12 protein-coding genes are annotated in these 12,625 nt (G+C 44.9%); 6 read left to right on the top strand and 6 right to left on the bottom strand.

Going from position 1 to position 12,625, the window contains the following annotated elements:
* Positions 1-3: 3 nt before the first annotated feature.
* The 6 genes from nuoI (at position 4) to FTD44_RS02695 (ending at position 6,294) form a co-directional block, all read left to right on the top strand.
* Positions 4-534 (top strand): NADH-quinone oxidoreductase subunit NuoI, encoded by a 531-nt coding sequence (nuoI, locus tag FTD44_RS02720; RefSeq protein ID WP_129020779.1) that lies wholly within the window; start codon positions 4-6, stop codon positions 532-534.
* A gap of 19 nt (positions 535-553) precedes the next feature.
* Complete coding sequence (locus tag FTD44_RS02715) at positions 554-1,075, top strand: NADH-quinone oxidoreductase subunit J family protein (RefSeq protein WP_129020780.1); 522 nt, start codon at positions 554-556, stop codon at positions 1,073-1,075.
* A 22-nt stretch (positions 1,076-1,097) separates the two neighbouring features.
* Positions 1,098-1,397 (top strand): NADH-quinone oxidoreductase subunit NuoK, encoded by a 300-nt coding sequence (gene nuoK, locus FTD44_RS02710; RefSeq protein WP_129020781.1) that lies wholly within the window; start codon positions 1,098-1,100, stop codon positions 1,395-1,397.
* Positions 1,398-1,432: 35 nt separating this feature from the next.
* Entirely contained in the window at positions 1,433-3,349 is a 1,917-nt protein-coding gene (nuoL, locus tag FTD44_RS02705) for an NADH-quinone oxidoreductase subunit L (protein ID WP_222165046.1), read from the top strand.
* Between the two features lie 59 nt (positions 3,350-3,408).
* The gene (locus FTD44_RS02700; protein ID WP_129020783.1) at positions 3,409-4,821 is read left to right on the top strand and encodes a complex I subunit 4 family protein; all 1,413 of its coding nucleotides are present in this window, start codon (positions 3,409-3,411) and stop codon (positions 4,819-4,821) included.
* Between the two features lie 75 nt (positions 4,822-4,896).
* Positions 4,897-6,294, top strand: a complete 1,398-nt coding sequence (locus FTD44_RS02695; protein ID WP_129020784.1) for an NADH-quinone oxidoreductase subunit N — start codon at positions 4,897-4,899, stop codon at positions 6,292-6,294.
* A 90-nt stretch (positions 6,295-6,384) separates the two neighbouring features.
* On the opposite strand, the gene FTD44_RS02690 is transcribed toward FTD44_RS02695, so the two are convergent.
* The 6 genes from FTD44_RS02690 to FTD44_RS02665 are packed head-to-tail and all read right to left on the bottom strand — an operon-like array spanning position 6,385 to position 12,354.
* The gene (locus FTD44_RS02690; protein WP_222165045.1) at positions 6,385-7,884 is read right to left on the bottom strand and encodes a DUF3570 domain-containing protein; all 1,500 of its coding nucleotides are present in this window, start codon (positions 7,882-7,884) and stop codon (positions 6,385-6,387) included.
* A 44-nt stretch (positions 7,885-7,928) separates the two neighbouring features.
* Complete coding sequence (locus tag FTD44_RS02685) at positions 7,929-8,153, bottom strand: DUF4266 domain-containing protein (protein WP_222165044.1); 225 nt, start codon at positions 8,151-8,153, stop codon at positions 7,929-7,931.
* A 4-nt stretch (positions 8,154-8,157) separates the two neighbouring features.
* Complete coding sequence (locus tag FTD44_RS02680) at positions 8,158-9,102, bottom strand: FAD:protein FMN transferase (RefSeq protein ID WP_222165043.1); 945 nt, start codon at positions 9,100-9,102, stop codon at positions 8,158-8,160.
* 11 nt (positions 9,103-9,113) lie between these two features.
* On the bottom strand, positions 9,114-9,542 hold the full coding sequence (locus tag FTD44_RS02675) for a thioredoxin family protein (protein ID WP_222165042.1): 429 nt from the start codon (positions 9,540-9,542) through the stop codon (positions 9,114-9,116).
* Positions 9,543-9,548: 6 nt separating this feature from the next.
* Positions 9,549-10,781 carry a YCF48-related protein gene (locus tag FTD44_RS02670; RefSeq protein ID WP_222165041.1) on the bottom strand — a complete coding sequence of 411 codons (1,233 nt, stop codon included), beginning with the start codon at positions 10,779-10,781 and terminating at the stop codon, positions 9,549-9,551.
* Between the two features lie 16 nt (positions 10,782-10,797).
* Positions 10,798-12,354 carry a CotH kinase family protein gene (locus FTD44_RS02665; protein ID WP_222165040.1) on the bottom strand — a complete coding sequence of 519 codons (1,557 nt, stop codon included), beginning with the start codon at positions 12,352-12,354 and terminating at the stop codon, positions 10,798-10,800.
* Positions 12,355-12,625 lie beyond the last annotated feature (271 nt).

Genomic DNA, 12,625 nt, shown 5'->3' with positions numbered 1-12,625 from the left:
TCAATGGAATCATTAACGAATAGAGCACAGTCGGTAGACCGAAGTCCGATGACCTTTGCAGAGAAGATATACATTCCTGCATTGATGAAGGGGCTGAGCATTACCCTGAGCCATATTTTTAAGAAGAAAGCAACCATTAACTACCCGGAAGAGACACGTCCGTTCAGCCCCGTTTTTCGTGGACTGCACGTACTGAACCGTGATGAAGAGGGTCGTGAAAAATGTACCGCCTGTGGACTGTGTGCCCTGGCTTGCCCTGCCGAAGCTATCACTATGGAAGCTGCAGAACGCCTGCCGGGTGAGGAACACCTGTACCGCGAAGAAAAATATGCAGCAAAGTATGAGATCAATATGTTGCGCTGTATCTTCTGCGGATATTGTGAAGAGGCTTGTCCTAAAGATGCCATCTACCTGTCCGAAACGGTAATGCCGGCCAACTATCAGCGCGATTATTTTGTATACAAGAAGCAGGATATGCTGCTGACCGACGAGCAGGTAAAACAGAAACGTTTAAAATTACAGCAGAAAGGCTAATCCCATAATTGAAGATCATATGAGTTTACACGATATTATATTTTGGATTTTAAGTTTATGGGCTATTGTCTGTGCCATCTTTGTGGTGATCAGTCGTAACCCGGTAAACAGTGTACTGTTCCTGATTGCAACATTCTTTGCGATCAGTGGTCACTATATCCTGATGAATGCACAGTTCCTGGCTATCGTAAACATTATTGTTTATGCAGGAGCCATTATGGTACTCTTTCTGTTCGTGATCATGTTAATGAACCTGAACACGGATACAGAGCCGCAGAAAAGCAGACTGGTGCACTTTGCTGCGCTGATTAGTGCAGGTTCCCTGCTGCTGGTTGTATTATCTGCTTTCCGTAAGGCAGAGCTGACACAGATCCCGGTTACAGATGCAGGAGATATTGGTCTGATCAAAGTACTGGGTAAGACCCTGTTTGACCATTATGTATTACCATTCGAATTAAGTTCCGTATTATTCCTGGCGGCTATGGTAGGCGCTATGGTGATCGGTAGAAAAGAAGTAGTAGAAGAAAAATCAACTAAGTAAGAACAATTTAAAACTATTTAAAGTGCCGATACAATCTTATTTATTTTTAAGTTTCAGCCTGTTCGCCATCGGTGTAATGGGCGTGCTGATGCGTAGAAATGCGATTGTCATTTTCATGTGTATCGAACTGATGCTGAATGCTGTGAACCTGTTGTTGGTGGCATTCTCTAAAGTGCACGGAGATCCTGGTGCACAGGTATTCGTATTCTTTATCATGGTAGTGGCAGCAGCCGAAGTCGCGGTAGGACTGGCTATTATTGTAATGATGTTCCGTAAAGTGAACTCTGTCGATATTAATATCCTCAACCGCCTGAAAAACTAATCAGCATTCTAGCACAAGGCTTAAGCAAATAATTTATGACACAACTTGTATATTTAGTTCCATTATTTCCTTTGATCGGGTTCCTGTTAAACGGATTATTCTGGAAATCTATGCCTAAAAAGCTGGCCGGTATCATCGGCAGCACAGCCATCCTGGCTTCTTTTGCCGTGTCTTTAGGCATCTTTTTTGAAGTGAAAAACGGCGCTGCCGCAGGGCAGGGCATCGTTCACCTCTTTGATTTTATCACCGTTGGTAATTTCAAAATTCCTTTTGCCTTTATGGTAGATCAGCTCTCCGCAATGTTCCTGCTGATCATTACCGGTATTGGTTTCCTGATTCACCTGTACTCTACATCATACATGCACGATGATGAAGGCTTTACCAAATACTTCGCTTACCTGAACCTGTTCGTGTTCTTTATGTTACTGCTGGTATTAGGCGCTAACTATGTAGTCATGTTCATCGGATGGGAAGGTGTAGGTCTGGCCTCATACCTGCTGATCGGATTCTGGTATAAGAATAAAGAATACACCAATGCCTCTAAGAAAGCGTTTATCATGAACCGTATAGGTGACCTTGGTTTCCTGGTAGGGATGATGCTGACCGTGTATCATTTCGGAACACTTTCGTACAACGACTTCTTTGCACAATTACAGGGAGGTATCGGAGCGCAGACACAGAATGGTTACATGATCGGCAGCGGTATGACTAATGCGATTGCGATCTGTTTCTTCATCGGTGCTATGGGTAAAAGTGCGCAGATTCCGTTATACACCTGGTTGCCGGATGCGATGGCAGGTCCGACACCCGTTTCGGCCCTTATCCACGCAGCAACGATGGTTACCGCAGGTATCTATATGATTGCGCGTAGCAATGCCCTGTTCAACCTGGCCCCTATGGCGCAGAATATGATTGCGATCATTGGCCTGGCTACCGTACTGCTGGCAGCATCTATTGCACTGAAACAAAATGATATTAAAAAAGTACTGGCTTATTCAACAGTGAGTCAGTTAGGATATATGTTCCTGGCACTGGGTGTTGGTGCTTATGTGGGCAGCTTGTTCCATGTAATGACACACGCCTTCTTCAAAGCCCTGTTATTCCTGGGCAGCGGTTCGGTTATTCACGCGATGAGTGGCGAGCAGGATATGCGCAAGATGGGTGGACTGGGTAAGTATATGCCAATCACTAAATTTACCTTCCTGATCGGTTGTCTGGCGATCTCCGGTTTCCCGTTCTTCTCCGGTTTCTTTTCTAAAGATGAGATCCTGGCTGCGGCTTATGCTAAGAACCCAATGTTCTACTATTTAGGTTTACTGGGTGCTATGATGACCACGTTCTATATGTTCCGTGCATACTTCTATACCTTCACGGGTAATTTCAGGGGTACAGAAGAGCAGAAGCATCACGTGCATGAAAGCCCGGCAACAATGACAATTCCACTGATTATACTAGCCATATTATCTTTAGTTGGTGGTCTGGTAGGCTTACCGGAAGTGTTCTCACACCATCACCTGCTGAATGAATATTTAAGTCCTGTTGTACAGAACTTCGATATCCATCACCTGGATCATACAATGGAGCTGACCCTGATGGGTATTGCATCTGCAATTGTACTGATCATGATGTATGTAGCCAGAGTGATCACCCGTAAAGAGCAGTTTGGCGAAGCCAAAGGCCTTGCTAAAGTTCTGGAGAACAAATGGTATGTAGATGAAATCTATGATTTCCTGATTGTACGCCCGCTGGCATGGAAAGCCCGAATCCTGAACAATATTGTAGAACAGAAGGGTATCGACGGTGGTGTCAACGGTCTGGGTCAATTGGTACAGTGGGGTAGTACCCGTCTTAAAAACCTGCAGAGCGGACAGGTAGGTTCTTACCTGTTTGCAATGGTTATCGGTATCATTATCATATTTGCAATCGGTATCTTCGGATTGCTGTATATGTAAACAACAATAAAATAGTTATTGAATATAGCCTCGGCTATCAGAAATTATAAATCAAACAGATGTCACTTATTTTACTTTTAGTTATTCCTTTGATTACCGGACTGGCAAGTTTTGCCTTCCGTAAGGCACAAGCCGTAAAGGCATGGGCATTATTCGGAAGCCTGCTTACGCTGGTTGTTGCAGCCTTAAGTCTTTGCGGGATAAAAGAACAGACACATACAATCAGTTATACCTGGTTGCCTACACTGGGGGCTTCTTTTGCTCTGCAGGGATCTGTAACAGCCTTGTTGATGACTTTACTGACCGCAATCGTTTTTCCGCTGACCTTACTGGCACAATGGAATAAGGATATCGAACAGCCGCATCGCTTCTATGGTCTGATGCTGCTGGCTCAGGCTGGTCTGATGGGCGTATTCCTGGCACATGATTTATTACTGTTCTACTTCTTCTGGGAGCTGGCGCTGATACCGGTATATTTCCTTGCCGGACAATGGGGTGATAAAGACCGCATCAAAAGTTCCTTTAAATTCTTTGTATACACTTTCCTGGGTAGCTTGCTGATGCTGGGTGGACTGATCTATCTCTATCTGCAAACACCAAACGGAAACTTTGACTATGACACAATCTTAGCGACTGGTGCCGCATTGCCAATGGCCGTGCAGAATACTTTATTCGTTTTATTCTTCATCGCCTTCGGTATCAAAATGCCGATCTTCCCTCTGCACTCCTGGCAGGCCGGTGCTTATGAGCAGACGCTGACTCCGGTAACGATTGTATTGAGTGCCCTGATGGTGAAGATGGGTTTATTCGGGGTAATCAAATGGCTGTATCCTGTATTCCCTAGTGGTACAGAGCAGTTCGGTAACATCATTATGATTCTGGCACTGATCGGTATTATCTACGGTTCTATGCTGGCGATTGTTCAGAAAGATATTAAGCGCCTGATTGCATACTCTTCTCTGGCCCACGTTGGCCTGATGATCATGGGTATTTTTGCCGACACGCATAATGCCTCGGTTGGTGTAGTAGCCCAGATGTTTAACCACGGTATCACCATCACCGGATTATGGCTGGTAGTAGACATGATCGAGCGCCGATATGGTACCAGAAATATGAATGAACTGGGAGGTTTGGCCGGTGCTGCACCGCAGATGACGATTGCCCTGGTGGTTATTACCTTCTCCAGTATCGCACTCCCATTAACCAATGGCTTTGTAGGAGAGTTCCTTTTGTTCCTGGGTATTTTTGAGAGCACTAATCCTAACCATATTATTTACATGGCGATAGCCGGTCTGGGTATTATTCTCGGCGCCATCTACATGCTAAACATGGTACAGAAAGTAGCTTATGGCAATAAAAAAGAAATGGCGATTGCAGATATGAGTATGAATGAACGCCTCAGCATCTACCTGATCCTTGCCGTTATTATCATATTGGGTGTATATCCGAACCTGTTATTACAATTGCTGTAATACCGTTTGAAACCGAACAGAAGTACTAACATAAACAAATTGCTTATTGCCCTGCAATAAATTTTATACAGAAGAATGAAACCATTAATAGCTACCGCAGTCTTTGCCATCCTGATGATGTTTGCCGCATTGACTGTAAAAGAAAAGAAGAGTTTTACGCACTTTGCCGCCATCCTGATGCTGGGCCTTGTAGGGCTTAACGTTTGGGAACTGGCAGACTATAATCGTCTGCTGGCCAGCGCACAGGCATCTCCCGATTTGTTCGGTAAGATGCTGCGTGTAGACAATTATGCCTTATGGTTTAATGTACTGATGAGCTCCTGCTCTTTCTTTTACATCCTGCTGGTAGGCCGCAGTATTGAAAAAGTGGGTGTGCACGTTGGTGAATATTACGCCCTGCACTTCTTCATCCTTTGCGGCGTATTCCTTCTGTCTACCTATAACAACCTATTGATCCTGTTCCTAGGTATTGAAATTCTTTCTATTCCTCAGTACATCCTTTCCGGATCTGATAAACGTAACCTGAAGAGCAGTGAGGCATCCCTGAAATATTTCCTGATGGGTGCTTTCTCTACCGGTATTCTGCTGATGGGTATTGTATTACTGTATGGTGCAATGGGTACCTTTGATATACACGGATTTAATTTCTATGCTACCGGTACTTTGAATATAATGGGCGTAGTAGGTGTATTGTTTATGCTGGTTGCTTTAGGATTTAAAGTGAGTGCAGCACCAATGCACTTCTGGACACCGGATGTATATGATGGTTCGCCGACACCATTCACTGCGTTTATGGCGACTATTGTAAAGGTATCTGTATTCTTTGCATTCATGAGATTGTTTATGGAAGGCTTTGCCAACCTTGATCCTTACTGGAAAGTAACTGTACTGGGCACCATTACAGTGCTGACCTTACTGATCGGTAATATTACCGCGGTATACCAGCAGAGCGTAAAACGTATGCTGGCGTACTCTTCCATTGCACAGGCAGGTTTTATGATGTTTGTGGTGATCGGTAGTAATGCAATGGCAATGAAAGGTATGATCATCTATGCGGTTGCCTATACACTGGCTACGGTAGGTATCTTCGGAGTATTACTGAAGCTGAAAGATTATACATACGATGGCTTTAACGGGCTGGCGAAGAAGCATCCTTTCCTTGCACTGATCGCTTCTATCTGCCTGATGTCCCTGGCCGGCATTCCGCTGACAGCGGGCTTCTTCGCGAAATGGTTTGTGATTGCAGCAGCACTGGAGCAGCCGGGTACATTCTGGCTGGTGATCTTTGCCCTGGTAATGGCCGCAGTGAGCTTATATTACTATTTCAAAGTGATTATGGCAATGTATTTCAAAACCGGGGAGCCGGAATTGATTACACCGGTAACCACAATGGACAAAGTAGTTATGGCGATCATTGGTAGTGCGGTTATCGTTTTTGGTATAGCACCGGATATGTTGCTGGCATGGATTTAATAAAAATATAGCGTATAATAAACGGCAGCGGTATACCGCTGCCGTTCTTGTTTTCAGGCTTTACGCCCGGTTGTATAGGTAGAGATCTGACTAGAAATTAAAATTAAGTTCGAGGCTGTAGGATGATGCGTGAAAGCCATCGCTGCGCTGGTAATATCCGTAACGGAACGAAGCAGAAGCCAGGCTGAATACATAATCTGTGTTCTGCTCATCTCTGATGCCTGTGATCGGCTTCAATGGCGATAAACGAATGGCTCCGCCAACCTTATGGCTACTGAAAGATGAAAGATCATAATCGCTGGTATAATAACTACCCGGAGTATATACATGTGCCGCATATGGAGCAAAATATCCCGTTCCTTTCTGGGTAGAAAAACGGTAGTAAGGCATTACAGAAAATGCGCTGCTAATCTTAACCGGGAGTTCAATCTGAGCAGTAAGGCCAGAAATGCCCCAGTTATCCATATACCATCTGGCTTGTGTACGCAGTACAAGATTGGATAGGACATGATAATTATACCTTCCATACAAAGCTGCCCTTAGTCGCTTACGCGGCAGCTTTTCAATTCGTACCTCCTTATCCAGTTCATTCGTAATGCCGTCATTAAAGTACACACGGTAAAAAGGCGTAGATAATAAGCCTGCCTGGTAAGTAAGATCAAGCCCCAGAGAACCATTCATGCGTTGGTTGATGACGAAATTGAGCTTATTCGTCATGTTTACTGAATAACGCCAATCGATCGGGTAGCTTTTGCCATCCTTCATGCCGGTTTTACCGGTAACCGGTATTGGTGTTGCGTAGCCTGCAGGTACCTGGTTGTACGTACTGTCTGTACCACTGGCACCGGTACTGCCGCTCAGCAGAATACCTCCTGCCGGGCGGTGTCCGCTGGAACCATGATCATCATCGTCGTCGTCGTCATCACCGGAATGCCCGCCGCTATTGCCACCGCCACTGTTACCACCACCACTAGTGCCGCCACTATTACCACCTTCTTCTGCATTGATCAGGACCTGATTCCGAAATTCGCCGGGATAAACCATCAGCCAGCGATCCGCCACAATGCCCAGACCGAACTGGTACACCAGGTTCTGCTTCGGCAATTCTTTACTCCAGCCCAGGTTCAGGCTGTATGATTTTACATCGTATTCTTCAGAATATCCTACACCAACAGAGGTGATCGTCTTCCGCAGGCGATTGCCAAAATCATAACCAAAGCTACCAAAGTAACGCGTCTCATCTCCAGAAACATTGCCCTGTGCAGCAGATGCGGATGTCTTGTACTTATCAATAAAGCGGAGCGACTCAGAAGTAAAATGATCTATGCCGGTATTGATCTTCATCCCGGATAGCGTATGTTTAGGAATGTAAATATGTGCCTCCTGCGTAAAGCTCTCCAGGTCCTGAGATCCTTGGCCACCGTCGACAGCTCCGTGCGCTCCTTCCTGGTCGTAATAGTTGTTGAGCAGGCTTAAGGTCACCGGTCGTTTTTGCTCCTCCTTTCCGGATGCGCTTTCCTGCGGTACTGCCTGGCCAAAAGAGTATGCCACACAGGTCAGTAGCAGGAAAATGGTTAAAATAATACCCATTGATAATGTTGTTTTGTGCTGATAAGTGTATATAATTTATGTGGTTAATTGCAGCCACAGCCACCACCGGCTTTCCCGTCCGTGCCACCCATCATTCCCTCGCGGTAACTGTCTGCTTCATTTTCCAGTTTTTCATTTGGCAGAGAATTTGTCTGCATATAATGATCATTCAGGAATTGCTTCTGGTAAGGTTTTACAGTCGTACAGGACTTACAGAGTAAGGCCGTCAGCAGTAAACCCAGGTAGTATTTAAAGTTGAATTTGTTCATTGAATTAATTTGTATAGTGTACGGATTTAAGGTTGTCGGAATAATGGTATGCACCTTCATCATCCACAATAAAGCATTTCAGCTCCGGATGCTGGTTTACAAATGCCAGTCCCTCCTCCTTACCCAGCAGAAATACCGATGTAGCAATAGCATCGCAAAGTTCCACATCAGGAGATACAATGGTTACACTCTTCAGGCCACTAACCGGGTAGCCGGTTTGCGGATGAATGATGTGGGCATAACGCTTACCATCGATCAGGGCATAGCGTTCATAAGAACCGGAAGTCGCAATACCACCTGAGGTTAAAGGCATCCAGGCAATAAACCGTTCTTTCTTTTCCGGATCGGCCACTGCAATTTTCCAGGTTTCGCTCTGTTCATTTTTACCCCATGCCGTAAGGTCTCCGCCTGCATTCACTATGCCACTATGTACACCTTTACTTATCAGGTATTCCTTCATCTTGTTGGCAATAAATCCCTTTCCGATAGCGCCCAGTTCAATCTTCGTTCCTTTGTTACGGATAAATACAGATTGATTGACCTCGTTTAAATCAATAAAGCGGTAATCAATATTCCGGATAGAATGCATGATAGCTTCAGTTGTCGGAAGGGTCGTCATAGGCCGGTCGAAATACCATACCTTATCAATAGAGGCAAAGGTCACATCAAATAGTCCTCCTGTCCATTCGGAGATCCGGATACTGCGTTTCAGTAAATCAAAAAGGGCCTTGCATACGCGTACAGGAGCAATACCTGCCTGTTGATTGACCTGGTATAATTCAGTGCCTTCCTGCCATGCAGAGATAATGCCGATCCAGTGATCGGCGATCGCATAAGCACCTTCCATAAGCCGGGCTACCGTATCATCCTCCTGTTTTGCGGCAACAATCGTAATGTCCAGGTAAGAGGTCATGGAAGCAATGCTTTTATGATAAGCTTTAAGCTGCATAAGAGACAATACTATTTTGCTTTAAGATTAGAATTCAATGTTTGCAGTGCACTTTCAAACGCAATGCCATTGCGGATGGTAGCCAGTGGGTTCAATTGGTCATCTGCAATTACCAATAACGGAAATATGCCTTCCGGATTCAGTTTCTCTGCCAGTGCCTCATTCATTGCCGTTTCTTCTTTCGATAATTTTTTACGCTGGGGAAAGTCCGCAATGTAATACACATAATGATCCTGTAAGGTCTGCTGTACTGCAGACTGATCCAGGTATTTCTTTTTAAACTGGTGGCAGTTAGCACACCAATCCGAACCGGAGAAATATACTGCGATGCGCTTTTGCGATTGTGCCGCCATCTCCGTCAACTGTATATATGGCTGATCCGGAGCAGGACTGGACGCACTCAATAGCAATACTGTGCTTAAGGTAAAAAAGAGTTTCATGATAGATTATTTAACCAGGTGAATAGTGCTGATAAATTGATCGCTACGTACAGTAATAAAATACGTACCTGCAGGCCATGTTACTGCCGGAATGCTTATCTGGCGTGCATGAGCTAACTTTTGTGCATAGACGATTTGACCAATCAGATTGGTCACCGTGAGGGTGATGTTCTCTTGTGTAAATGCAGTATGGGAGAGTTCCAGGTTAATTGCAGTGCTGAACGGATTAGGATAGACAACGATTCCGGAAGTTGCAGCATCGAGTTCCTGAACAGCTGTAGGATTGGGATTACTGCCTGGTTCATATCTCAATACAATCCCGTCATCTCCTGCAATGAAACCACTGGTTTCCGTAGGGAAATACACATCATTCAGGTCACTGGTTACAGTACTGATATTCTCTGCAGTCCAGGAACTGCCACTGTTTGTCGTATGTTGTATACGACCTTCCTTACCTACAGTCCAGCCGTTTGTCGCAGTGACAAAGAATATGCTGCTCAGGTCTTTGGAGGTCGCCGCGGTTACCGAGGTAAAGCTGCCGGAACCATTTGTTTTTCTTACACCGCCGGTCTGATAACATACATAACCTGTAGTCGCATTATAAAAGTGCATACCCTCCAGGTCCGCGGTTGTGCCTGAGGCTTGCTGTGTCCAGGTATGGCCACCATTGGTAGACATAGCAAAGTAACCATCCTTTCCGGAGATATAGGCCGTACTGGTATTGGTCCATTGCACATTCAGCAATTCAATGCCATCATCATCACTGCCACTACCACTGCCTGCAGCAACGAGTGAGTAGTTGGTCCAGGTAGTACCCCCATTGACGGTAACCAGCACCAGGCCCTTATCTCCTGCCGCAATACCCTGGTTGGCATTAATGAAATGAATGCTGTTTATATCTTCATCAGTACCGGTGTTTTGCGCCACCCAGGTACTGCCGCCATTACTCGTCTTTTTTATTTTGCCGTCTTTGCCGGCAATCCATCCGGTATTTTCATCAGTAAAGAAAATGGTATTGATATCTTCACCGAAAGAGGTAGACAGGCTGCTCCATGAGGTCCCGGCATTACTCGTTTTCAGCATCACGCCGTCTTTACCGGCCACAAATCCCAGGTTATTATTCAAAAAATGAATCGTATTCAGATCTTTAGTCGTAGCCGTATTCAGTTTGGTCCAGCCGGCTGATACGCTGAGCGGGCTGAGCATTACAGCCAAAAGAGATACATGTTTCCAGTTCATACAGTAATTGTTTTGTCTATTGTTTGATAAATGTATTAGTCGATTTTTTGTTGTGCAGATACGTAACCAGGTAGTACATGCCAGCAGGGTAGGCGCTGCAATTCAGTACAGTACTGCCATCCTTCAATTGTAACATCCCTTCGGTATACAGCGATCCGTTTATAGTATAGATAGCGTAGCGAAGTGCCGTAAGGTGGCTTTCAGTATAGATATGTAAGATGTTGGTAGCCGGGCTGGGGTAGCATGCAAGTACTAAAGGCTGTTCCGACTCCTTGTTGTCCACTTCATCGCAATTACAACCCAGTGCCATCAGCTCTTTACGGAGGCTATTTCTTCTTTTCTTCCAGTGACTGATCAGCCCAGGCAGGTATACTGGTTTGTCCACACCTCCCCTTTGCATCGTTACGGTTACGGCATCTTGGTAATTGGTGTTAAAGTCAGTATTGGTATAGAATTTTAATGAATCAGCCATCACCGCATCTGCGATCAGGGCACGTTGTCTCGTAATGCGTTCTTCCAGCGGATAGTCGGCTGCGGCATAATTAATCGTACGGCATAGCGTTTCGAGGTATTGCCGCTTCAGGTAAGGATTATCATATATGCGCCAGATCAGGGGCTGGTATCGGTCATTCGTGTATTTAGGAAAGGGAGGTAAGTTTTTCTCCCAGAAGGAAAGATTATAATCCCAGGGTACCCAGTTCAGCTTTGTCGTTTCAGGATGCTCATAAACAAAAAAGTTACGGCCGTTTGCCGCATAAGAATCCCAGTTGTCTGTAAATACATCTGTTGCCAGTACTTTCAGGTAAGCCTCTGTCTCAAATGTTTTGTACAACTGTTGCTGAAAGTCGGTCTGATAGTAGTTGTTGAACAAGTCCATCCAGGAGATCAGTTTATCCCAGGCACCATCTTTATCCTTTGTTTGTAATTTCAGTTCTGTATAAGCTTCGGGATCATGGCCCTTCCAGTGCAGGTCTGTTGTAAGGTCCGCTTCAAACAGGTTACCGGATTTGGTGCCGAAATTTCTTTCGAGAAAGTAATTGTCCTCCGGCTCTTCTACGATCAGGTAACAACCCCAGTAAATATCATTAATGTACAAACGGGTAAAAGCAGTACGGGATGCGGGAATGCCCTGGTATCGCATGAAGTCATACGCGATATACTCCCGGAGGAAAGACGGGTCACCAGCCAGGTTATGCAGGTTGAATTTTTTGGTGCCATTCAGTTGCTGCTCCTTGTCACTCTTTGATACATTGAGCCGGAACGGTTTCTTTGGGCCCGGGAAACCTTTGTAGGAATATTCTCCCTTAAACCTGATCGCAACCGGGGCAGGCAGGGCCACCTGATCTACCTCGATGAAAGCATTCAGCGTTTTTTTATCATCAGTATTATTGGTGGCATCATAATATGCTGCTAGGGTATCGTACCAGTTTGCTGTAGGAAATGTGATCTTTATTTCATGCAGCACCGTATCGTTAAATAGGCGCTGGGCACACACCTTATCAGTACAAAAGAGTATGATCAGTAGCACCGGAAAGCGGCATATTTTTATAAATTTATGGAATGCAGTTTGCATTATATGCGGATTGAAAATTGGGTGCGAAAGTATTTAAGAGATTTGTCATTAATTGTCATATACTTAGATATGACAATTGTTTTACGATGTGCTGACAATGAGCAGCTTGGCATCGCAACCTAAAAGATCAGAAAGAAGTGTAGGATAATTATAGCTGCCTGATTATATTTGTTGTTCTTTTTATTAATAAAACCTGCAATGTCTTTCGGGACCGCCATCAGTAAACCGGGCATGTTGTATTAAATATGTAGCCTGTAAATGGCTGAATGAG

It is taken from the genome of Edaphocola aurantiacus (assembly GCF_019797745.1).
GTDB classification, from domain to species: domain Bacteria; phylum Bacteroidota; class Bacteroidia; order Chitinophagales; family Chitinophagaceae; genus Edaphocola; species Edaphocola aurantiacus.
The sequence above is the reverse complement of the archived record's forward strand: the minus strand, read 5'-3'. Positions and strand labels throughout refer to the sequence as shown.

What these genes read in the sequence shown, in the direction of transcription:
- FTD44_RS02700 (WP_129020783.1), top strand. Translation starts at nt 3,409, where the DNA reads ATGTCACTTATTTTACTTTTAGTTATTCCTTTGATTACCGGACTGGCA.
- nuoI (WP_129020779.1), top strand. Translation starts at nt 4, where the DNA reads ATGGAATCATTAACGAATAGAGCACAGTCGGTAGACCGAAGTCCGATG.
- FTD44_RS02675 (WP_222165042.1), bottom strand. Translation starts at nt 9,542, where the DNA reads ATGAAACTCTTTTTTACCTTAAGCACAGTATTGCTATTGAGTGCGTCC.
- FTD44_RS02695 (WP_129020784.1), top strand. Translation starts at nt 4,897, where the DNA reads ATGAAACCATTAATAGCTACCGCAGTCTTTGCCATCCTGATGATGTTT.
- FTD44_RS02665 (WP_222165040.1), bottom strand. Translation starts at nt 12,354, where the DNA reads ATGCAAACTGCATTCCATAAATTTATAAAAATATGCCGCTTTCCGGTG.
- FTD44_RS02715 (WP_129020780.1), top strand. Translation starts at nt 554, where the DNA reads ATGAGTTTACACGATATTATATTTTGGATTTTAAGTTTATGGGCTATT.
- FTD44_RS02670 (WP_222165041.1), bottom strand. Translation starts at nt 10,781, where the DNA reads ATGAACTGGAAACATGTATCTCTTTTGGCTGTAATGCTCAGCCCGCTC.
- FTD44_RS02680 (WP_222165043.1), bottom strand. Translation starts at nt 9,102, where the DNA reads ATGCAGCTTAAAGCTTATCATAAAAGCATTGCTTCCATGACCTCTTAC.
- nuoL (WP_222165046.1), top strand. Translation starts at nt 1,433, where the DNA reads ATGACACAACTTGTATATTTAGTTCCATTATTTCCTTTGATCGGGTTC.
- FTD44_RS02690 (WP_222165045.1), bottom strand. Translation starts at nt 7,884, where the DNA reads ATGGGTATTATTTTAACCATTTTCCTGCTACTGACCTGTGTGGCATAC.
- FTD44_RS02685 (WP_222165044.1), bottom strand. Translation starts at nt 8,153, where the DNA reads ATGAACAAATTCAACTTTAAATACTACCTGGGTTTACTGCTGACGGCC.